The following is a 21,478-nucleotide window of genomic DNA, read 5'->3' as shown; positions in this document are numbered from 1 at the left end:
GATGTATCTGGTCTGGCGGCATTGTAAGCCAAAAGCGCGGCGGCGGCCTCGCATTTCGACTAGCGTTCTTGTCCTCGATCAGGCCATCCTGGCGTCGTTCAGACTCAACTTTTCCACCATCGTCCTCCACATCAGGCATTTCTGGATTTTGCCGATGGCAGGCATCGGGGAAACAGCCGACAAGCTCGATATCGCGATGAGTCTTGCAATGGGTGATCCATCCCTGGCAAAAAGAACAGTGATGATTTCACGCCGCGTCTTCACTGTGCCCAAGCGACTCGCACGCGCCGCTCCCCGCAAAGACATTGCATTTTGCCACCCATCAGCCCTGGCGACCCTCCGCAATGCCTCAGTTGCTTGCCAGAGACACAGGATTCTCCCCCATTGCGACACAACGCCACTAGCTATCCGATATCAGCCGCGACTCCCTGAACGCCGCTTTCTCCATATGCATTTTCTCTTCTACAACACGAATGACTTAACCATTAAAAACAATAACTTATATCAGTAAACATACCAACTTGAATGAGCAGAATCAGACTCCATACTCACGTGGCAGTAAAGCATTCGCTCTGGCAGTCATGTTGCGCCGATAGGCAGCCATCGGCAGTAAGAAACACCCATGCTCCACGTCTCCAGCCATATCAGGAAACCGAAGCCGGATATTTCGATATCAAATGTGACCGCTAACGAATTCTGATTGACTCTCTGATTTGGAGATTGACATGAAGAAAACGACTCACTCCGTATTGATGGGCTTGGCCATACTTGGGAGCGCATCCCTGTTCAGCGTCGCTGCGCATGCCGCCACGGTGATAGGTCATGGCGGCAATTGTCTGGATGTCAGCGGAGGCGGCACGGCCAATGGCACCAATGTCCAGATGTGGCAATGCCAGCCCGGAAACGGCAATCAGCAATGGATACTCAGCCAAGGAAGAATCATTTGGGCAGGCACCAACAAATGCCTGGATGTCTCCGGCGGAGGCACCGCCAACGGCACCAATGTCCAAATCTGGGATTGCCAAGCGGGCAACCGCAATCAGCAATGGTCGACCGACTCCAACTTTCCCGGCAGGATTGTCTGGGTCGGCGGCAAGTGCCTGGATGTCAGCGGCGGCGGGACCACGAACGGCACCAACGTTCAGGTATGGGATTGCATGTCAGGCAACGATAATCAAGTATGGGTAGTGCGATAAAGCGCTCAGGAGTCGTCAACGGCAGTCTGAGCTGCCGTCTCCTCCTATCCGCCAGATGCGGGACGCCTTCTGCGGTCCCGCATTCTTGACGCGGTGCGAACGCCTGGCGCCTGGCTCAGAACAAGGCGCGCAAGCCTCCTTCATCAACCTGCTCACTCAACAAAATGGCCGAGCCGCGCCCCTCGCTCCACGCCATGATCCGACACATAGGCCCGCTGCCCGGAAACGCGCCTCCAGACAAATGACTGAATCCACGCGCCCCCCATTCGTCAATACCCTGCTGGCCCGCCTCGCCTAACGGGACACTCATTCCACGTATCGATCATGACTGGCCGCAGCGCTTGCCATGGCGGCTTTTCGGCAACGATGTCCTTAAAATCTTGAAGGAATAATTGACGATTACGTAAACGTAAATCAAGCTTTCAGCAAGCCGCGTGGGAAAAACGCTACAATCGCGCCTGTAAGGAAATCCATGAACCAAGCCGAACTATTCACCATCTCCGACCTGGCGCGCGAATTCGACATCACCCTGCGCACCATCCGCTTCTATGAAGAACAGGGACTGATCGAGCCCCGGCGCGACGGCCGCCAACGCCTGTTCACCCGCCGCGACCGCGCCCGGCTGAGGCTGATCCTGCGCGGCAAGCGCATCGGTCTGTCGCTGGCGGAAATCCGCGAAATCATAGACATGTACCAGCTGGCCCACGACGAAGCCAGCCAGTCCCAGAAGCTGCTGGACCTGCTGCTGGCCCGGCGCCGCCAGCTGGAAGAACAGCGCCGCGACATCGACGCGGTGCTGGACGAGATCGGCGCGCTGGAAACGCACTGCCGCGGCGTGATCGCCAGCGGCGGCGCGGCAGCCTGACCCAAGGCATTATTGCATTGGCATTTTCGCTTCGGCAGAATGATGGACCCGATTCAGGAGATGCCGTCATGCCCAGCCCGTACACCGCCCCATACACGCTGCAGCCGCTCACCCCCGAGCGCGCCGAGGCATTCTGGCAGTTGACGGACAGCGTGGCCAGAGAGCGGCGCTACATGCCATTTCTGGAAATCGCGCAAGCGGACTCGGCGGAATACGTGCGCAGCCAACTAGCCAGCCAAGCGCCGCATTTGTTGTTGCTGGACGGCAACCAGGTCGTCGGGTGGTGCGATATCACCCCTCATCGCCTCCCCAGTTGTCAGCATGGCGGCACATTGGGCATGGGCTTGCTTCCCCGCTACCGCGGTATGGGCCTGGGCGGATGGTTGCTGGAAAGCACATTGCGCTTAGCGGAACAGCGCGGCCTCCAACGTTTGGAGCTAACCGTGCATGAAGATAATCTCAACGCGATCAAGCTTTACGAAAAGCATGGTTTCCAACTGGAAGGCCGCAAGCGCAACGCCGTACGCATCGATAGCCGCTATAAGAACGTCCTGATGATGGCTCGCTTGAGCGCCGACGCCGCGCCAGGCAATCCTCGAGCCTGAATTCCCATACCGTGGCGGCTTGCCGCCACGATCTCCGCCGGCAACCGACCGCGCAGATCAAGCTTCGCAGAAACTGTCCACCAGTATTTGTGACAGTCCATCAATCCCAATAGCAATCCGATGTCCGCACCAACATTAATAACAATGCTATTAATATTTCACTGCACTTCCATTTTCCCTGCGCCTGGAAAATACAGGCCACAGAACAAAACTAACACTTCCAATTAGCCTAGATAACATTACCAATAATTACATAGCACTCCGCGCCTAACTATCGAAGAGGCCATTACTCCCTTCCAACCCATCACGCATCAAAACACGCCCCTCAACTCCCAAACCATATCTTTCAATCACAAATCCAAGATAGAGTAAATTTTTCAGCCAATTTTTGGCTTATTTCAGCTAAAAATTCGGCATGAATTTAGCTAACGATAAATGTAGCTTCTCGTTTTTTCATTCAAAACTTTCAAAAAAATAAACCCAAAAATATACTCAAAAACCTGTCCTAGATAACAGGTTCACACCAAAGCAACGTGGTCGTATTATTTTCGAAAAAATAAAATGTTAATTTCATAAGAAATAAAATCAAACCCTTATCCGCATGATGTAACGCAAGAATAACGTTTAGTAGAACTGCAGGAGATTCGGAAATTGCAGACCCACGCATCAATGACGGACGCTATTTTATCTGCGCTGGAACATTCCCAGTCGGGCGCAGAGCGACACATCGCCATATTTGAGGAAAACGGCGAAGAAAAACGAATCCCCCATACCGATCTGGCCCGCCGCGCGCTGGCCGTCGCCGCGGCTCTGCGCGAATTGGGCGCGTCACGCAACGATCTCGTCATACTGGCGCTGCCCGCCTCCATCGACCACCTGCTGCTGCAAACTGGCTTAGCGCTGCTGGGCGCCCTGCCCTGCACCGTGCCGCTGCCGGGCCGGACGCAAGCCGACTCTTCGCGCAACCAGATTCATCTCGCCTGCCGGCTGTTCTCGCCGCGCCTGCTGATCGCTGCGCCGCCTCAGGCCGACATCCTGCGGCAGCAACTCGCCGGGCTGCCGGTGCGCGTGCTCTCCACTACGGAGGTGGAGCTGGCAGCCGAGGCCGCCGGTTCGATCCAGCCTTTCCGCGCCGGCCCGGACGACGCCCACCACGTGCAGCTGACCTCCGGCTCCACCGGCCGCCCCAAAGCCGTGGTGTTGAGCCACCGCAACGTCATCGACAATGTGCGCGGCATCGGCGGCGTCGTCGGCTACGATCCGGCGCGCGGCGACGCCTCCGCCAGCTGGCTGCCGCTCTACCACGACATGGGCCTGGTCACGCTGCTGTCCAATCTTTACTACCAGGCGCCGCTGCTGCTGATGCAGCCGTCCGGCTTCATCCGCAACCCGCTGGGCTGGCTCAAGCGCATCGCCTCCTTCGGCGCCACCACCACGGCCACGCCCACCTTCGGCCTGCAATACTGCGTGCGCCGCTACCGCGCCGCGTCCATGCAGGACGTCGACCTCTCCTGCCTGCGCAACATCTTCATCGGCGCCGAGCGGGTCGACCTGGCTTGCCTGCAGGAATTTTCCCGGGTGTTCGAAGCGCACGGGCTGTCGCGTTCAGCGCTGCAGCCTTGCTACGGCATGGCGGAAACCACGCTGGCCGCCACCATGCACGACGCCACCGCCGGCTACGACCGCCAGGCGTTTTCCTATCTGATCCCCGACCGGATCGATTCCGACGCCCTCGTCGCCGAGGCCGTCGCCCGCCCCGCCGACGCGCGGACGCGCGCCGCGGAAACGGTGCTGGCGATGGGCAAGCCGATTCCCGGCATGTCGCTGCGCGTGGTCGACGCCAACGGCGCCGAGGCCGAAGCGCGCAAGATCGGCGAGATCCAACTGCGCGGCAGTTCGCTGATGTCCGGCTATCTTCCCGCCGAAGGGCAGAACGAGCCTTACCGGCCAGGCGAATGGTTCGCCACCGGCGACCTCGGCTATCTCGCCGATGGCCAGCTGTTCGTGCTCGGCCGGCAAAAGGAAATCATCATCATCCGCGGCAGCAACTATTTCCCCCACGAAATAGAAGACACGCTGGCCACCCACCCGCTGCTGGCAGGCGGCAACGCCATCGCCGCCACTGGCGTCTACGACAAAACCCAGGGCACCGAGAACCTGATCGCGATGATCGAGTTCGAGCGCGAAGACGAGCAGCCCGCGTTGCGCGCCGAACTGCAAGCCATGCTGCGCGAACGCTTCGGCTTCGGCGCCCACGCCATTGTCTTCGTCGCGAACGGCAGCCTGCCGCGCACCACCAGCGGCAAGCTGCAAAGGCTGAAATGCCGCGGCCTCTACATCGAGCGGGCCTTGCGCGGCGAGAATCAGGAAACGGCGACACCAGCCTGACCGCGGCACGCGCCCCCCTCCTTCACAATCGAACGGAAGCTTCATGCACACCACCACCCCGCTGGCGGACGGCGTCGCCGCGCCCGCCATCCCGGCCCCCGGCTTGCCCGAACTGGCCGCCCAGCCGGTCCTGCAACGGCTGCGCTGCTACGGCGAGCCTCCCGCCGGCCTCGCCGCCATCGTGGCCCGCGCCTCGGTGCGGCTGCTGGACTCCGACATGCTGATCCGGCAGACCGCGCAGCCATTCGCCGCGCCGGAAGCCAGCGCGCATGCACCGGTGCCGCTGGAACACCGCGAGCACGCGCTCAGCGAAAGCATTCTGGAACAGATACGCCGCGACGGCCTGGCTCCGCACTACAAACCCTTCATGCGCACCTTCGCCCGCATCCTGTTTTCACTGTTCCTGACGCCGGACCAGTACGACCGGGCCTGCGCATGCATAGACAGCGGCAACAATCTGCGCTTCCTGATGAGCGACGCCGGCGGCCCGACGCTGGGCAGCTGGCGCACCGTGGCCCAACCCGACGGCGACGGCTTCAAGCTGCGCATAGACAAGGTCTGGGGCATGTACGCCAACCTGGACGGCATGGCCATCGTTGCCGCCCGCACCCCGGGCAGCTTCTTCCCGTCGGCCTTCCTGGTCTGGCCCGAGCAATACGCGACGCTGCAGCGCAGCCTCTGCGGCGACAGCTTCCTCGACGACGTGGTGCAGCTGGGCAATGTGCGCGGCGAAGTGACAGTGGCCGCCGCCGACAAGCTGAAGGCCGGCGGTCCGGCGGCGCTGAACAAATACCTGACCACGGTGCGGCCCTTTCTGGTGCGCGCGCTGATGGCCCACGTCGAATGGCTGCACGGCCAGGGCCGGCTGCGGCTGGATGAGGACGCGCTCACGGCGCGCGACTTCATCGCCGCCGCCGCCCGCGCCAAGACTCAGGCGGGCAACTACGCCGCCGAGGACGTGCACAAGGTGCTGGCGCTGAAGTTCGCCTCCAATGAACTGCTGCTGCATCTGGTCTCCAGCGGCGCCGTCGGGCGCTTCGCCGACCAGCGCGACCTGTTGGCCTTCACCAAGATGGAAGGCAGTTCCTACCGCTGCTACCACGAGCTGCGCGCCGCCGCGCGCGCGCAAAACGCCTGACCCCCCTCAACAAGGAGAAACACCATGTCCGAAACCGTCAACACCCTGGAAATGCTGCGCAAGGAAACCGCCAAGATCCTGAACGTGGAAACCGTGGATACCCACGTCGGCCTCGGCGAGCTGGGCATCGACTCGCTGAACGTCGTCGAGCTGATCGTGTTCTGCGAGCAGTTGTACGGCTCGATCGACCCGGAGCAGCTGAACATCACCCAATTCACCACGCTGGAACAGCTGGACGCCCAGTTGCAGCAGCAGACCGTCTGATCGCCACGCCTAGGCCGGGGACCGCCATGACCGAACCGCAAACGCCGCCCGCATTCCGGGCCGACGTCGTCGCCTACCGCCAGACGGAAACGCCTTTCGTCTCGGCGTCGGCGCCCCTGGCCGAAGCGGCCGCCGAACTCGGCCGCCGCGCAGGCGCCGAGGCCAACCGCCATGCGGCGGGCGTCCGCATCGACGACTATGTCGTCACCTCGACCGTGCTGTCCCAGTACCTGGCCGACGACACCCCTGAAGCGGCGCGGTTCCGCCGGGGAATCGCCGACGCCTGCGGCCACGAGCCAGACTGGATCACCAACGGCTACGAATGCACCGGCTGGGGCTACATCCTCCGCCACGTCAAAGACAAGGCCAGCCTGACCGGCCCGCGCCGGCTGCTGCTGCAGATCGTCGACGTCGACATCCACAATTTCGCCTTCTGGCACCGCACCCGCCGCTGGGGCCGCTCCGGCTTCGGCATCGCCACGCTGCTGCTGGACATCCACCCGGACGGCGGCGACGGCGCGCTGCTGCTGGGCTCCGCGCCGCAAGCGCACGCGCTGACCATGATGGGCCGCGCGCTGGGCCGCTTCACCGAACCCCGCCCCGGCATACCGCTGGCGCTGCCCTTCTTCCCCGAAGCCACCCGCCATGCGCTGTTCAAGAGCTTCGACGCCGCCGCCGCCCACCCCGACCACTACCCGCGCTTCGGCCATGCCTTCGGCAGCGACCCGTGGCTGTCGCTGCTGGCGGAAATGGAGGCTGGAGAAGATTACGCCGGCGGGCGTTGCGTGCTGGCCTCGCTGGCGATGAACGGCTATTTCTCCATCGCCGAGCTGGCCTTCGCGCCGGACCTTCGCCACTCGCTGGAGGCCGCATGACACCGCAGCAAACCCTGGCGCTGCGCCTGACGCGCAACCCTGACCACGGCCGCGCCGCGCCGTGCGCCAGCGCCAATCTGCCGCTGCTGGAAACGCCGGATTACGCGCGCCGCCACGCCTACGCGCACGCCAACCCGGCGCCGGTGCTGGTCAACCACCGCCAGTACTACGCGCTGCTGGACCGGCTGGTCCGGCAAGCGTGGTCTGGACTGGGCGAGCGCTGCCGGCTGTTCGTGCAGCTGCGGCTGCCGGCGATGGACCTGGCGCTGCCTGCCTCGCTGCTGGACGCGCGGGTGACGGTGGGCGCCGGCCTGGCGCGGGAAGCCGCGCTGCGCGCCGGCCTCGATCCGGCGCCGGTAGCCTGGATCGCAGCCGAGCGCGTGCGCCGCGACCTGTGGGACGCCGGCGACAACACACTGCGCCTGGCTTTCTGGAACGCAGGCCAGCCCGATCCAGCCGCCCTGCTCCTGCCCGCGCTGGACGCGCTGGCGCCCCGCTTTCTGGATCTGACCGACGGCGGCCCCGCCGCCGCCACGCGATAAAGGAATCGATATGCAAGCGACGCTAGAGACGCGGATGGATGCCGCCCAGCCGTATAAATGGAACTTCGCGCTGGACGCGTTCATGTCCGAAAACTACGACTTCGGCGACGACAGCCTGAACGCCATTTACCAGAAAGCCAAGGCCAACCAGTGGGACGTCAACACCGATCTCGACTGGAGCTGCGAGCTGAACGCCGACAACCCTCTGGGCATGCCGGACGGCACGCTGCTGATCTACGGCAGCGATGTCTGGAACAAGCTGGACGCCAAGGGCCGGGCCGAGGTGCGCCACCACTCCCAAGGCTGGACCCTGTCGCAGGTGCTGCATGGCGAACAGGCGGCGCTGATCTGCGCGTCCAAGCTGGCAGTGGCCGAGGAGAGCCTGTCGGCGCGGCTGTGCGCCGCCGGCCAGATCATGGACGAAGCCCGCCACATCGAGGCTTTCGGCCGCCTGGTCAACGACAAGCTGCCGATCAGCTATCCAATGAGCCAGTCGCTGAAGAGCCTGCTGGGCGACACCATCACCAGCAGCCATCTGGACATCACCAATCTCGGCATGCAGGTGCTGGTGGAAGGCATCGCGCTGTCGCTGTTCCAGAGCATCGTCGCCTACACCCAGGACCCGTTCATCCGCGACCTGGTCACCCGCATCCAGCGCGACGAGGCCCGCCACTTCGCCATCGGCCGCATCACGCTGTGCCGCCTCTACAAGGAGATGACGGACACCGAGCGCAAGGAGCGCGAGGAGTTCGTCGCCGAAGGCGCCAACACGTTGCACGAACACCTGTGCGCGGACGACATCTGGGAGCCGATGGGACTGTCGAAGAAGGAATGCGGACACCTGGTGCGGAACTCCCCGGTCACCAGCTCGATGCGCCGCTCCATCTTCCGCCGCCTGGTGCCCACCATACGCGAGATGGGCCTGCTCAGCCCGCGCGTGCAGCGGGTGTTCGAGCAGCTGCAGGTGATGGACTACGCCGCCATGCCGCTGCCGGCCTAAGGAGGAAAACGCATGACAAGCATCGCCAGCATACCGGTCCAAATGGGCATCGCGGCCGCCGCCTACCATTTTCCCGGCGAGCTGCAGGACATCGAAGCCTGCGCCGGCCAGCACAATTGGCCGGATGCCCGCGTCCAGGCCATCATCCGCTCCGGCTGCCGCCACTTTCACGCCGCGCCCGACATCAACGAGGTCGAGCTGGCCGAACGCGCGATGGCGCGGCTGTTCGACGAAACCGGCCTCAAACCGGCCGACGTCGGCGCGGTGATCCATGTGCACACCCAGCTGTTCAGCGTGCCGGCCGCGCCGCGCAGCCTGCCGCTGGAGCTGGCTTCCCGCTTCGGCCTGCGGCCGTCGTGGGCCGGCTCGGTCAATCAGCTGAATTGCTCGTCCAACGCCGCGGCGATCCAGCTGGCCGGCGCGCTGATGGCCAGCCACGCCGAGCTGCGCCACGCCATCATCGTGTCGGTCGACCGCGTCTACGGCGAGCGCTTCCGCCTGCGCCAGATGTCCGGCATCCAGAGCGACGGCGCCGCCTGCCTGCTGCTCAGCCGCGACTGCGGCCGCAACCGCATCGGCGCGCTGGAGCTGCGCAACTACGGCAAATGGCATCAGGGTTCGGACACCAATGCCGCGGTGGAGCGCGACATGATCAACCTGGAATGGCACTACACCCGCAAAGTGATGCAGCAAGCGGTGGCCGACAGCGGCGTGGCGCTGGAAGACTACGGCTGCCTGCTGCCGCACAACTCCGACCACAAGGGCTGGATCTCCATCTGCAAGGCGATGGACATCCCGCTGGACATCCTGCGCGCCGACAACATCCTGCTGAAGGGCCACGCCTGCTGCTCGGACCTGGCGGTCAATCTGGCCGACATCGGCCTGGCCGAAGTGGACGCCGGCCGCCACTTGCTCAGCGTCACCCAATCCAACAGCGGCGCCTTCTCCGCCCTCACCCTGCACCCGGTGGCCAGCCATGACGCGAACTGACGCCCTCTCCATCCCGCTGCCGGAAGACGACCAGGCCATCCAGTGGCTGTGGGATGTCAAGACCCCCGGCTACGTGTTCGACCCGTCCATCGTGCTAGCGCGCTACCGCAGGCTGCGCGAGCTGCTGGACACCGGGCTGATCGTGTCGCTGAAGGCCAATTCCAACCTGGAGCTGCTGACGCGCTGCGGCCACGGTTTTATCGACGGCGTGGAGCTGGCCAGCCTGGGCGAGCTGGACCTCGCCGTCGGCCGGATAGCGGCGACCAAGTACATCAACAACCCCTCAATGGACGAGACTTTCATGCGCGCCGCGCTGGCCTCGCGCTGCGTCTTCATCATCGACAGCCTGGGCCAGGCCGAGCGGCTGGCCGGCCTGATGGGCAAGCAGCCGGCGCCGCAGACCGTGTTGCGGCTGAACGCGGCCGAACTGATGCCCGGCCGCCGCCGCGAGCCGGCCGACCATTTCGGCATGAGCCCGCAGGAAGCGCTGCTGGCAGCGGCGGCTCTGAGCCGCGCCGACGTGCCGGTGATCGGCCTGCACAGCTTCGCCGGCTCGCACCAGTTCCGCGTCGACGACAGCGGCGGCGACTCCGCCGACCTCGCCCATGCGCTGGCCGCCTTCGCCGCCGACGCGGCCGGCGCCACGGGCGCGCCGATCGAATTCCTCAACTGCGGCGGCGGCTTCGGCGAGCGCTTCCACGACGATGAAGCCGCCTTCGCCGCCTACCGCGAGCGGCTGGCCCCGCTGCGCCGCCGCTTCCGGCTGGTTCACGAATCCGGCCGCGGCATCTTCGCCGGCGCCGGCCTGTTCGCCACCCGCGTGCGCGCGGTGAAGACGCTGGGCGGCCGCGCGGTAGCCGTCTGCGACGGCGGCCTCAGCCACAACTTCCTGCTGGCCCGCACCGAATCCGCGATCAAGAAATACGCGCGCCCCCGGTTGCTGCGCCGCCAGCCGGCCGCCGACGGCGCGGCGACGGCTTCCGTGCAGTACGTCGGCAGCACCTGCAGCCGCGCCGACGTCATAGGCTGGCAGCCGGAGGCCATCGCCGCGCCCGCTGTCGGCGATCTGCTCATTTTCGAGCAATGCGGCGCCTACCATCCCAGCTACAGCGTCAGCGGCTTCCTGTCCCTGGGCCCCGCCGGGGCCTATATCCACCAGTCCGGAGCAAGCGAATGAACCGCGCCCGCGTCAGCCTCTATCATCTGCTGCAACTGAGCGCCGAGCGCCACGGCGGGCGGCCGGCCTTCGTCCAGGGCGACACGCGCGCCGGCTACGCCCGGCTGCTGGCCGACGTCCGCGGCCATGCCGAGCGTCTGGCCGCCGCCGGCATCGAGCCCGGCGACCGAGTAGCGGTGTACGCCGGCAAGCAATACGACACCGTGGCGATGATGCTGGCCGTCAACGCCCGCGGCGCCATCCTGGTGCCGATCAACCCGCAACTGAAGCCGGCCCAGGTGCGCCACATCCTGCAGGACAGCGGCGCGCGCCTGCTGCTCAGCAGCGGCCCCCGGCTGCAGCGGCTCAAAGAGGCGCTGGACGGGCTGACGCTCGACGCCTGGCGGCTGGAAGCGCTGCCCGAGGCCTCGCTGGCGGCGCCGGAGCCGGCGGTGGTGGACAGCGATCCGGCCGCCATCCTGTACACCTCCGGCTCCACCGGCCGTCCCAAGGGCGTGGTGCTGTCGCAGCGCAACCTGGTGGCCGGCGCCGACAGCGTGTCGGCCTACCTGGGCCTGGCCGAAGACGACGTGATACTCGGCATCCTGCCGCTGAGCTTCGACGCCGGCCTCAGCCAGTTGAGCACCGCGCTGGCCAGCGCCGCCTGCTACGCGCCGCTGGACTTTTTGCAGCCCAACGAAGTGCCCGCCTTCTGCGAGCGCCACGGCGTCACCGCCATCACCGGCGTGCCGCCGCTGTGGATGCAGCTGATGGCCGCCGACTGGCCGGCGCAAACCGGCGCGCGCGTGCGCCGCTTCGCCAATACCGGCGGCCACATGCCGGGTCCGCTGCTGGACCGGCTGCGCCAAGCCTTTCCGCAAGCCAGGCCTTATCTGATGTATGGCCTGACCGAGGCCTTCCGCTCCACCTATCTGCAGCCGGAAGACGCCGCCGGCCGCCCCGGCTCCATCGGCAAGGCCGTCCCCAACGCCGACATCCGCGTGCTGCGGCCCGACGGCGGCGAGTGCGCGCCGGGCGAGCCGGGCGAGCTGGTGCACCGCGGCGCCTTCGTCACGCTGGGCTATTGGAACGATCCGGAGCTGACCGCCCGCCGCTTCCGGCCATGGCAGGGTCCCCACGGCCAGATTCCGCGCGGCGACGTCGCCGTCTGGTCCGGCGACATCGTCTACCGCGACGACGAAGGCTATCTGTACTTCGTCGCCCGCGGCGACGACATGATCAAGACCTCCGGCTACCGCGTCAGCCCCACCGAGGTGGAGGAGGTCCTGTTTTCCCACCCCGGCGTGCGCGAAGCGGCCGCCTTCGGCGTGCCGCATCCGATGCTGGGCGAGGCCATCGTCGTCAGCCTGCACGCGGCGGACGGCGTGGCCGAGGCCGATCTGCTCCGGCTGTGCCGGGAGCGGCTGCCCGGCTACATGACGCCGCAGCGCCTGGCCTTCCACGCCGGGCCGCTGCCGCGCAATCCCAACGGCAAGATAGACCGCAAAGAGCTGAAACAGCGGCTGATCGGCCTGTTCGCCTCCTCCTCCACCATCAACGGGTGACGCCATGCTCAGAATCCGCGCCATCGCCTCCGCCGTGCCGGAGCGCACCGACTTCCACGGCGTCCAGGCCGCCGAACGCAACTTCGGCTACGGCCATTTGCTGTTCCCGTCCGCCGCCAGCGCGCTGCCGCGCGGCAAGGGCCGGCTGGACGAGGCGGAAAGCCTGCGGCTGATGCCCGGTTCCCCGGCCGCGCTGCCGGTGGCCGAGGCCAAACTCAGCCACGCCGACCTGGCGCTGCAGGCCGTGGCCGCGCTGCGCGAGCGGATCGCCGCCGAGGAGCTGGCCGCCGTCACCCACATCGTCGTCGCCAGCGCCTCGCTGAACCAGCGCATCAACGAATCGGTGGCCGGCCGCGTCCAGCACGCGCTGGGCCTGGACGAGGCGCTGCCGTTCGCGGTCGGCCAGTCCGGCACCGCCGGCGCCTACAACGCGCTGCCCTTGGTCGACGCGCTGGTTCGGCTGGGCGGCCGCGTGCTGCTGGTGGCCACCGACAAATGGCTGTACCCGTTCTTCCGCGCCTGGGGCGATCTGGTGGCCTACGGCGACGGCGCGGCGGCGATGCTGCTGGACGGCGGCGAAGGCGGCTGGGGCGCCATCGAGTCCCACGCCGTCCACTACGGCGAAGCCATCGCCAATCCGTGGGCGCTCGCGCCGGACCGGCTGGCCGACCAGTTGCTGCCGCGGGCCCTGGCCGCCGCGCGCGCGGCGCTGGACAAGGCGCGCATCCGCCCGTCCGACATCGACTGCATGCTGCCGGCCGGTTTCGGCCCCGCCTTCGCCGCCCGCGTGGCCGACGAACTGGGCGTCGCGCCGGAACGCCGCATGGCGCGAGCGGGCAGCCATCTTTCCAACGCCGATCCGCTGCTGGCGCTGATGGAGCTGCGCGCCTCGCTGCGGCCCGGCCAGCAAGCCGCCGCCCTGCTGTGGGACGCCGCGCTGTGCGGCGTCTCCGGCGCCGTCGTGGCCAGGATTTGCGCCGCGGCCTGAACGCCAACAAGGAAAAACGATATGTCCGCTTACAAAGTCAGCCTGCGCGAGCTGCGCTTCTTCCTGTGGGAGCAGAACCAGGCCGCGCGCCGATTCCTGTCGCGCCCGCCGTTCGACAACCGCGACCGCGGCCATTACGACCTCCTGCTGGAGAAGGCGCGCGATTTCGCGCTGGAGCTGGGCCGCGCCTACCAGGCGTCCGACCGCCAGGAGTGCCGGCTGCTGGACAACGGCGAGGTGGAGATCCCGCGTGAATTCCACCCGCTGTGGCAACGCTACAAGCAGGAATGGGTGCCGGTGCTGGGCAATGGCGGCGACGTCCACCGCCCGGCGCTGCCGCCCATCGTCCGCCAAGCCATCCAGGAAATGTTCATGGGCGCCAATCCGGCCTTCATGACCTACGGCGGCTTCAACCTGCCGGCGATCAAGCTGTTCCGCCTGCACGGCACGCCGGAACAGAAGGCCGTCTACCTGGACAAATTGCAGCGCCACGAATGGGACGCCTGCTTCTGCGCCACCGAGGCCCAGGCCGGCAGCGACCTGACCGCGGTGAAGACGCTGGCCGAGCCGCTGCCGCAGGAAGGCGTCTACGCGGTGACCGGCGAGAAAGTGTTCATCTCGGCCGGCATGCACAGCCTGACCGACAACACCGTCTACTTCGTGCTCGGCCGCCTGGGCAACGCCGGCGGCAGCTCCTACTCGCTGTCCTGCCTGCTGGTGCCGCGCTTCTGGCCGAATCCGGAAACCGGCGAGCTGGAGGAAAACTTCGTCGAGTGCGCCGAACTGCCGGTCAAGATGGGCCTGAAGGGCTGCGCCAATACCCGGCTGGTCTTCGGCCGCCAGGGCGTCACCCGCGGCGCGCTCTTGGGCGGCCGCAAGAACGCCGGCCTGCTGCAGCTGATCCCGCTGATGAACCAGGCGCGCATCAGCACCGCGGTCATCGGCCTGGGCCTGGCCTCGTCGGCCTATCTGCACTCGGTGGAGTTCGCCGCCAAACGCCTGCAAGGCCGCGCGATCGAGCGCACCTCGGACAGCGGCGCGCCCAGCCTGCCTATCGCCGAGCACGGCGACGTGCAGCGGATGCTGCTGGAGATGAAAGCCCGCGTCGAAGGCTGCCGCGGCCTGTTGGGCAAGCTCACCGCCGCCTCCACCGAGGCCTTCGCGCTGGAGGCCGAGGCCGCGCCGGACGAGATGAAGGTGGAGAAACAGCGCAAGCTGGTCCAGCTGCTGACCCCGGTGTGCAAGGCCTTCGTCTCTGACCAGGCCTGGAGGATCTGCGAACTGGCGATACAGGTGCACGGCGGCATCGGCTACACCGACGCCTACCCGGTGGAGCAGAACGCGCGCGACGTGAAGATCCTGTCGATCTGGGAAGGCACCAACTACATCCAGGCGCAGGATCTGGTGCGCGACAAGCTGGGCTTCGGCCGCAACTCGCGCCTGATCAAGTATCTGCGCGAGGAACTGGACGCCTTCCTGGAAAACGCCGACGCCTCCGCCGAGCAGGCGCCGCTGTCGCGACAGCTGGACGAGGCGATGGCCGTCGTGGAAGCGGCGCTGGAGCGGATAGGCGAGGCGGTGCGCGACGGCCGCATGCAGGAGAGCAGCCAGTTCTACACCCGCTTCCTGGAAATGCTGGGCTATACCGTCTCCGGCTGGACGCTGCTGGAAGGCGCCCATCTCGCCGCGCGCGCGCTGGAGCGGGAGCTGCCGCAGACCGAGGCCGCCTTCTATCGCGGCAAGCTGAAAACCGCCCGCTACTTCTTCGCCAACATCCTGCCGACCGTGCACTTGCACGGCAGGATCATCGCCGACCTGCCGGCCGCGGCCGTCGCCGTCGCCATCGACGAACTCGCCCAGGAGGACAGCCATGACGCAGACCGTCGCCACGCCGCCGTCTGAGGCCGCGCCGCAATCGCTGTTCGGCGGCCCCCGCACCTTGTACCGCGGGACGGACATCGACGGCGCCACCATCGAGCCCAACGAAGGCCTGTGGGTGCGCGGCAGCAATCTGAACGAACTGATAGGCGGCATCGATTTCGCCAGCGCGCTGTGGCGGGTGTGGTTCGGCGAGATGCCGGAACCCGCCGTCGCCGAATCGGTGGACGCCGCGCTCGCCGCCGTATCCGCGGCGCTAGTTGACGAAGCCGGCCAACCCGCCATCGCCGCGGCGCGGACGGTGGCGGCCAGCGGCGCCGGCATGGTGCAGGCCGCCGCCTGCGGCTTCCTGGCCGATCTGTCGGCGCTGGAGGACGTCGCCCGCGAACAGGCGGCCGTCAGCGGCCTACCGGAGGACGAGGACTTCATCCAGGGCCTGGCCGCCATCGCCTGCGCGCCGGCCTTCCTGGCGGCGGCGCTGAGCGGCAGGGCCGAGTCCGGCGGCGGCCGCCACGCCGAGCGGGTACTGGCCGCGATGCGCGCCGTCCGCCGCGATGCAACCGCCATCCGCGTCGTCGACGCGCTGCTGGTGGCCTGGCACGCCGGCTTCGGCTACATCACGCCGACGGTGCTGGTGCCGCGCGTCGCCATCGGCACCGGCGTCACGCTGACGCAGGCGGTGGCGGCCGGCTTCATGGCCAGCGGCCCCAAGCACGTCGGCGCCGCAGAGGAGGCGCTGGCCTGGCTGAAGGCCATCGGCCCTGACGCCGGCGACGACGCGGTCCATGCCGCCGTCGACGCCGCGCTGGATTCGCCCGGCCAGCTGCTGTTCGGCTTCGGCCACCCGCTGTTCGTCGAAGACCCGCGCCCGCCGCGCATCCGCGCGCTGTTCGCCGAATGGGGCTTCGAAGGCCCGCATATCCGGCTGTTCGACCTCGCCTGCCGCCGCGCTCTGGAGCGCAAGGGCCTGCGGCCCAACATCGACTTCATCACCGCCGCAGCGCTGCTGGACCTGGGCGTGGAAGAGCCGCGCTGGGGAGTCGGGCTGGGGCTGTGCGCCCGCGTCGCCGCGATGGTGGCGCACGCGATAGAGCGCCGCGACCGGCCCGCCTTCGGCGTCAGCAGCAAGGCGGCCCGGAAGTTGTTGGCCACCGTCCCCGTCGGCTGGCTTTGAACGCGACGAAGCCGCTCGCCACCCTGTTTGTTTAATTGGAGAAACCCGATGCTACTGAAAAACCTCCGCCCCGCCGACGAATACGACCGTTTCGCCTCGCAGGCGCTGGAGCCGTGGGACGTGCTTTTCGTCGCCCGCATCCGCCAGCTGGCCCGCGACATGGCGCCCGGCGCGCTGGTCGACATCGGCACCGCCACCGCCGTGGTGCCGGTGCGCCTGGCCGCCGACCCGGTGTTCAAGGACTGGCGCTTCGTCGGCCTGGACCTGGACGAAACCATGTTGGACGGCGGCCGCCCGCGCATAGCCGAGCTGGGTTTGGAAGGCGTGATCGAGCTGAAAGTCGGCGACGCGCAGAACCTGCCGTTCGCCGACGGCAGCCTGGCGATGGCGGTCAGCCGCGCCACGCTGCACCATCTGCCGGACAAGCTCAAGAGCCTGACCGAAATGTACCGCGTGCTGCAGCCGGGCGGCATCGGCCTGGTGCACGACATGCGCCGCGACGTGTCGCCGGCGCTGCTGGAGAAATTCACCCAGATGCGCGCCGCCGTCGGCTACCCGCCCACCCACGTCGAAGAGAAGGTGACGCTGGACGAGGCGCGCGCGCTGGTGGCCGAGGCCGGCCTCGCCGATTGCAGCGCGGTGACCAGCCCCGGCATCGGCCTGGGCGCGCTGGGCTTCGAAATCCTGATCCGCAAGCCGCTGCCGGCCTGAAGCGAGGAGACGACGATGGAACACGCCGCCGATGCCGATCCGCGCTGCGGGCTGGGTCTGCAACACGACCCGAGGGTGGAGTGCCGCCCGCTGTCGCCGTGGCGGATGCCGCTGCTGATCACGCCCAGGGAGCAAGCGCTGCGCGACAGCCCGGCCGCGGTCGCCGACTGGTACCGCGGCAGCCTGGCGGCGCTGGAGCAGGCGCTGCTGGAATACGGCAGCCTGCTGCTGCGCGGCTTCGCGCTGCGCGACACCGCCGATTTCCAGGCCATCGCCGGGCTGCATCCGGAGCACGCCTTCGGCTATATCGGCGGCGCCACGCCGCGCCGCAATATAGACGGCAAGGTCTACGAGTCCACCCGCATTCCCCCCTCGCTGAAGATAGGGTTGCACCAGGAAAAGGCCTATATGGCGCACTATCCGCGCAAACTGGCTTTCTTCTGCAAACAGCCGTCTGACAGCGGCGGCGAGACCGTGATCTGCGACATGCGGGCGGTGACGCGGCGGCTGCCGCCCGAGCTGGTGGAGCGTTTCCGCGCGCGCGGCATCCAGTACCTGCGCAATTTCCGCCGCCCGAGCGTCGACGGCGAGCCGCGCAACTCCACGCTGCGCGAATACCACCGGCCTTGGGACGACGTGTTTCAGAGCGACGATCCGGCCCGCATCGAACAGCTGTGCCGCGACACCGATCTGGACTACCGCTGGCTGGACGACGGCAGCCTGACCGTATCCCACGTCGGCGGCGCCACCGCGCGCCATCCGGCCACCGGCGAGGAAATCTGGTTCAACCAGCTGTCCACCCAGCACAACAACGCGCGCTCGATGGGCGCGGCCGGCTACGAATACATCCGGCTGCTGTACCGCGACCGGCCCGCGCGGCCGTACGAGGTGCGGATGGGCGACGGCGAGGCCATCGCGCCGGAAGACCTGGCGCCGGTCTACGACGCGCTGGAGGCCGAGGAAATCGCCTTCCCCTGGCAGCGCGGCGACCTGCTGCTGCTGGACAACATCGCCGTCGCCCATGGCCGCAATCCATTCAAGGGCCCGCGCGAAATCCAGGTCGCGCTATTCGACTGAACCCATTGCAAGGAGATCCATGTCCATCCGCCAACTGAGCCGTTCCTATCTGATCCACGCCGCCGCCTTCGCGCCGGCGATCGCCTTCCTGCTCTGGGGCCGCTTCGGCCCCGGCGACGCCGGCGCGCGCTGGTCCGCCGCCTACCTCGCCGGCGGCCTGCTGGCGCTGCCGCACTCGGCCTGGCTGCTTAAGCGGCGAGCCGGCAGCTGGATCGCGCTCGGCGTCGATCTCTATCTGGCGATAGGCGGACTGCTGGCCCTGGCCTCGGCCCAGGCGGTCGACCAGTGGGGACGCGGCTACGGCGCAGCACCGGCGCTGGCCTCGGTGTTCGCCACCGGCCTCGCCGCCACGCTGTTGTCGCCGCTCGGCTTCATCGGCGAGCCGCATCCGGACCCGGAGCAGGTGCGGCGGGTGTCAGCCTGGCTGCTGCTGGCTTCCGGCCTCGCCGCCGGCGTCGCGCTGTGGCTGCGCGCCGATCCGCTGCTGGGCGGCGTCGCCCCGGTGCTGGCGGTGCTGCTGATCCGCGGCCGGCTGGCGCAACAGCTGGCGCTGGCGAGGTAGGCGCGATGGACGCCGCCCTGCTCGCCCCCGCCGCCGGACTGGCTGCCTTCCTGGCCGAGGCCGCCGCGCTGCTGCCGCCGGACGCGCTGCTCTACGGCGACGCCTGCGCGCCCTACCAGGCCGACGCGTCCAGCTGCCGCGGCCAGGCCGCGGCGGTGCTGCTGCCCTCCGGCGCCGACGCCGTCAGCGCGCTGCTGCGCGCCGCGGTCCGCCACCGCGCGCGGCTGGTGCCGCAGGGCAATCTCAGCGGCCTGGTCGGCGGCGCGGTGCCCGATGGTTCCGGCCGCCAGGTGGCGCTGTCGCTGGCGCGGATGCGCCGCCTGCGCGCCTTCGACCCGCTGAACCGCAGCGCGGTGGCCGAGGCCGGCATGCCGCTGTCCGAGCTGAACCGCCAACTGGAGCCGCACGGCCTCTGGCTGCCGATTGACGTCGGCAGCGACCCCGCCGTCGGCGGCCTGGTCGGCGCCAACACCGGCGGCAGCCGGCTGCTGCGCCACGGCGACGTCCGCCGCAACCTGCTGGGGCTGGAAGTGGTGCTGGCCGACGAGAACGGCAGCGTGCTGGACCTGACAGCCCCGCTGCGCAAGAACAACGCCGGCATCGATCTCAAGCAACTGTTCGTCGGCAGCGGCGGCGCGCTGGGCGTGGTCACCGCCGCGTCCTGGGACCTGAAGCGGCGCGACGCCTCGACGCTGACGCTGTTCGCCGCGCTGCCCGGCCGCGAGGCCGCGCTCGCCATGCTGGACGCCTGCGAGCAGCGCTTCGGCGAGATGCTGTCGGCGTTCGAGGTGATGGGCGCGCCGGCGCTGGCCGTCACGCTGCGCCACTATCCGGCGCTGCGCCATCCGCTGGCCGATTCGCCGGCAGGCTGCTACGCGCTAGTGGAAATCGCCAGCGGGATGCCGGGGTTGGACGCGCTGCTGCGGGAACAGGCCGAGTCGCTGCTGGCCGGCCTGCATCAGCGCGGGCTGGTCGCCGACGCCGCCTTCGCCCGGCCGGAAGCGCTGTGGCCGCTGCGCGACAGCCTGCCGCTGGCGCTGGCGGCCGAGGGCCTGCCGCTGTCCTTCGACGTCGGCCTGCCGCGCTCCCGGCTGCCGGCCTTCCACGCCGCCGCCGAGCGCTGGCTGGCCGGCGAGCACCCGGCGCTGCGGCTGTACGACTTCGGCCACTTCGGAGACGGCGGCTGCCACCTGATCGCGCTGCTGCCGCGCGAACACGCCGCCGCCTACGGCCCGGCCAAGCTGGCGATGCTGAAAAGCGGCCTGTACCGGCTGGTGGCCGAATATGGCGGCAGCTTCAGCGCCGAGCACGGCGTCGGCCCGCTGAACGCGGCTTTCTACCGCAAATTCTCCGACGCCGGCGCGCAGCGGCTGGCCGCCGGGCTGCAGCGGCTGCTGGACCCGGCTGCGGCGCTGGGCCGCCACCGCTACGACTGAGTGGGACGTTTTCCGTTGTCGAACCCGGCTTGCAAGCAAGCCCAACAGACAGGAGTGCGCAACCGTGAATGATGGCCAGACCGTCAACTATCGCCGCAAATACGCCGCCGAGGCGCAAGCGCTGCAACGCATACACCCCCTGCGCAGCCTGTGGCTGATCGCCCGCCAGTGGCTGGCCATCGCCGCCGCGCTGGCGCTGCCCTTCATCGTCCTGGAGCTGCAGGGCGGCGTCGACGCCCTGTCGGCCCCCGGCTGGGCCGCGGTCGCCGCCTGCTTCGCGCTGTCCTTTTTCCTGGTCGCCTGCAAGCAGCACGCGCTGGGCATCATCATGCACGACGCCACCCATTACCGGCTGTTCGCCAACCGCCGCCTGAACGAGCTGGCCAGCAACTGGCTGTGCGCGTTTCCCGCCGGCATGGTCACCTCCTGCTACCGGCGCGGCCACCTGCCCCATCACGTGTTCACCAACCGCCCCAACGACCCGTACTGGGCCAAGCTGGTAGAAGACCCCGCCTACCGCTTTCCGCAAAGCCGGCAATCCTTCCGCCGCCTATTGCTGCGCGACCTGTTCTGCCTGAACTTCGGGGCCTGGCGGCCTATCCTGCGCTACTGGACCGGCTGGGGCGCCGTCATCGACAACCGCGAGAAGCTGCTGACCGGCTCCGAGCGGCTGCAATTCGCCGCCTTCTGGCTGATCGTCGCCGCGGCGGCCATCGCCAGCGGCGCCTGGCTCTGGCTGATCGTCATGTGGCTGCTGCCGCTGCACACCTTGTGCCTGGCCTTCATGCGCGTCCGCATCGTCGCCGAGCACAATCTGGACGACAGCGGCCCCGAGCTGTCCCACACCCGCCACGTCGACGCCAGCTGGCTGGAGCGGCTGACTTTGGCGCCGCTGAACATCAACTACCACATCGCGCACCACCTGTTTCCCTCGGTGCCGCTGCACAACCTGCCGCGGCTGCACGCGCTGCTGCTGCGGGACCCGGCTTTCCGCGCCCAGGCCATGTTGTGGCCCCGGTATTTCGGCAAGAACGACAAAGGGCTGATGAACAGCCTGCTCCGCTAGCG

General features: G+C 67.7%; 21 protein-coding genes. All 21 read left to right on the top strand.

Features of this window, described 5'->3' with window-relative positions:
• Position 1: 1 nt before the first annotated feature.
• Positions 2–511, top strand: coding sequence for a hypothetical protein (locus BKX93_RS24970; protein WP_145929372.1), 510 nt, complete (start codon positions 2–4; stop codon positions 509–511).
• Between the two features lie 214 nt (positions 512–725).
• Entirely contained in the window at positions 726–1,196 is a 471-nt protein-coding gene (locus tag BKX93_RS22190; RefSeq protein WP_082107091.1) for an RICIN domain-containing protein, read from the top strand.
• 472 nt (positions 1,197–1,668) lie between these two features.
• Positions 1,669–2,061 (top strand): MerR family transcriptional regulator, encoded by a 393-nt coding sequence (locus BKX93_RS22180; RefSeq protein ID WP_070981422.1) that lies wholly within the window; start codon positions 1,669–1,671, stop codon positions 2,059–2,061.
• A 68-nt stretch (positions 2,062–2,129) separates the two neighbouring features.
• Positions 2,130–2,666, top strand: coding sequence for a GNAT family N-acetyltransferase (locus BKX93_RS22175; RefSeq protein ID WP_070981420.1), 537 nt, complete (start codon positions 2,130–2,132; stop codon positions 2,664–2,666).
• A gap of 669 nt (positions 2,667–3,335) precedes the next feature.
• Positions 3,336–5,054 (top strand): AMP-binding protein, encoded by a 1,719-nt coding sequence (locus tag BKX93_RS22170; RefSeq protein WP_083340636.1) that lies wholly within the window; start codon positions 3,336–3,338, stop codon positions 5,052–5,054.
• Between the two features lie 43 nt (positions 5,055–5,097).
• Entirely contained in the window at positions 5,098–6,192 is a 1,095-nt protein-coding gene (locus BKX93_RS22165) for a hypothetical protein (RefSeq protein ID WP_070981417.1), read from the top strand.
• A 24-nt stretch (positions 6,193–6,216) separates the two neighbouring features.
• Complete coding sequence (locus BKX93_RS22160) at positions 6,217–6,456, top strand: acyl carrier protein (RefSeq protein WP_046156736.1); 240 nt, start codon at positions 6,217–6,219, stop codon at positions 6,454–6,456.
• Between the two features lie 26 nt (positions 6,457–6,482).
• Positions 6,483–7,331 carry a hypothetical protein gene (locus BKX93_RS25605; protein ID WP_070981415.1) on the top strand — a complete coding sequence of 283 codons (849 nt, stop codon included), beginning with the start codon at positions 6,483–6,485 and terminating at the stop codon, positions 7,329–7,331.
• On the top strand, positions 7,328–7,873 hold the full coding sequence (locus BKX93_RS22150; RefSeq protein ID WP_070981413.1) for a hypothetical protein: 546 nt from the start codon (positions 7,328–7,330) through the stop codon (positions 7,871–7,873). Before BKX93_RS25605 ends, BKX93_RS22150 begins: the two co-directional genes overlap by 4 nt.
• A gap of 10 nt (positions 7,874–7,883) precedes the next feature.
• A complete protein-coding gene (locus BKX93_RS22145) occupies positions 7,884–8,873 on the top strand; it encodes a ferritin-like domain-containing protein (protein WP_046167037.1) in 990 nt (329 codons plus the stop codon).
• 12 nt (positions 8,874–8,885) lie between these two features.
• Positions 8,886–9,863, top strand: coding sequence for a beta-ketoacyl-[acyl-carrier-protein] synthase family protein (locus BKX93_RS22140; RefSeq protein ID WP_046156733.1), 978 nt, complete (start codon positions 8,886–8,888; stop codon positions 9,861–9,863).
• Entirely contained in the window at positions 9,850–11,040 is a 1,191-nt protein-coding gene (locus BKX93_RS22135; protein WP_046156732.1) for a type III PLP-dependent enzyme domain-containing protein, read from the top strand. The genes BKX93_RS22140 and BKX93_RS22135 overlap by 14 nt, the downstream gene beginning before the upstream one ends.
• Complete coding sequence (locus BKX93_RS22130; protein WP_070981411.1) at positions 11,037–12,584, top strand: acyl-CoA ligase (AMP-forming), exosortase A system-associated; 1,548 nt, start codon at positions 11,037–11,039, stop codon at positions 12,582–12,584. The genes BKX93_RS22135 and BKX93_RS22130 overlap by 4 nt, the downstream gene beginning before the upstream one ends.
• A 4-nt stretch (positions 12,585–12,588) precedes the next feature.
• Positions 12,589–13,572 carry a hypothetical protein gene (locus BKX93_RS22125; RefSeq protein ID WP_070981409.1) on the top strand — a complete coding sequence of 328 codons (984 nt, stop codon included), beginning with the start codon at positions 12,589–12,591 and terminating at the stop codon, positions 13,570–13,572.
• 21 nt (positions 13,573–13,593) lie between these two features.
• Entirely contained in the window at positions 13,594–15,474 is a 1,881-nt protein-coding gene (locus BKX93_RS22120) for an acyl-CoA dehydrogenase family protein (protein ID WP_070981407.1), read from the top strand.
• Positions 15,443–16,624 carry a citrate/2-methylcitrate synthase gene (locus BKX93_RS22115; RefSeq protein WP_070981404.1) on the top strand — a complete coding sequence of 394 codons (1,182 nt, stop codon included), beginning with the start codon at positions 15,443–15,445 and terminating at the stop codon, positions 16,622–16,624. The genes BKX93_RS22120 and BKX93_RS22115 overlap by 32 nt, the downstream gene beginning before the upstream one ends.
• 48 nt (positions 16,625–16,672) lie before the next feature.
• A complete protein-coding gene (locus BKX93_RS22110) occupies positions 16,673–17,335 on the top strand; it encodes a class I SAM-dependent methyltransferase (RefSeq protein ID WP_046156727.1) in 663 nt (220 codons plus the stop codon).
• 15 nt (positions 17,336–17,350) lie between these two features.
• Positions 17,351–18,412, top strand: coding sequence for a TauD/TfdA family dioxygenase (locus BKX93_RS22105; RefSeq protein ID WP_070981402.1), 1,062 nt, complete (start codon positions 17,351–17,353; stop codon positions 18,410–18,412).
• A 19-nt stretch (positions 18,413–18,431) separates the two neighbouring features.
• Positions 18,432–18,974 carry a hypothetical protein gene (locus BKX93_RS22100; protein ID WP_046156725.1) on the top strand — a complete coding sequence of 181 codons (543 nt, stop codon included), beginning with the start codon at positions 18,432–18,434 and terminating at the stop codon, positions 18,972–18,974.
• Between the two features lie 5 nt (positions 18,975–18,979).
• Positions 18,980–20,410, top strand: coding sequence for an FAD-binding oxidoreductase (locus BKX93_RS22095; protein ID WP_070981400.1), 1,431 nt, complete (start codon positions 18,980–18,982; stop codon positions 20,408–20,410).
• Positions 20,411–20,474: 64 nt separating this feature from the next.
• Positions 20,475–21,476, top strand: coding sequence for a fatty acid desaturase family protein (locus BKX93_RS22090; RefSeq protein WP_070981398.1), 1,002 nt, complete (start codon positions 20,475–20,477; stop codon positions 21,474–21,476).
• Positions 21,477–21,478 lie beyond the last annotated feature (2 nt).

Source organism: Chromobacterium vaccinii (assembly GCF_001855275.1).
In the GTDB taxonomy this organism is placed as follows: Bacteria; Pseudomonadota; Gammaproteobacteria; order Burkholderiales; family Chromobacteriaceae; genus Chromobacterium; species Chromobacterium vaccinii.
The sequence above is the reverse complement of the archived record's forward strand: the minus strand, read 5'-3'. Positions and strand labels throughout refer to the sequence as shown.